Raw genomic sequence first — 204 nt, forward strand, 5'->3', positions numbered from 1 at the left:
TATCTTTTGTGCTGATACAGCATATCCTATATTAGTAAAACATAATATAAAACCTGATTATGTATTAGCATTAGAAAGACATGGCCTTGTTTATCAATGTTTTGAACAAGATAATCAAGACTTTGAAAAAGATATATTGTTTATTGCCACAAGTTTAGTTCACCAAAGCACCATAAACGCTTTTGAAAAAACAAATAAATCTTA

Annotated in this window: 1 protein-coding gene; it reads left to right on the forward strand. The window is 27.5% G+C overall.

The window, feature by feature from the left end:
- The coding region (locus CAMP5060_RS08260; RefSeq protein WP_337218219.1) for a 6-hydroxymethylpterin diphosphokinase MptE-like protein at positions 1-204 on the forward strand (204 nt) is incomplete at both ends.

The organism is Campylobacter sp. 1569 (assembly GCF_024723675.1).
Taxonomy (GTDB): domain Bacteria; phylum Campylobacterota; class Campylobacteria; order Campylobacterales; family Campylobacteraceae; genus Campylobacter_D; species Campylobacter_D jejuni_C.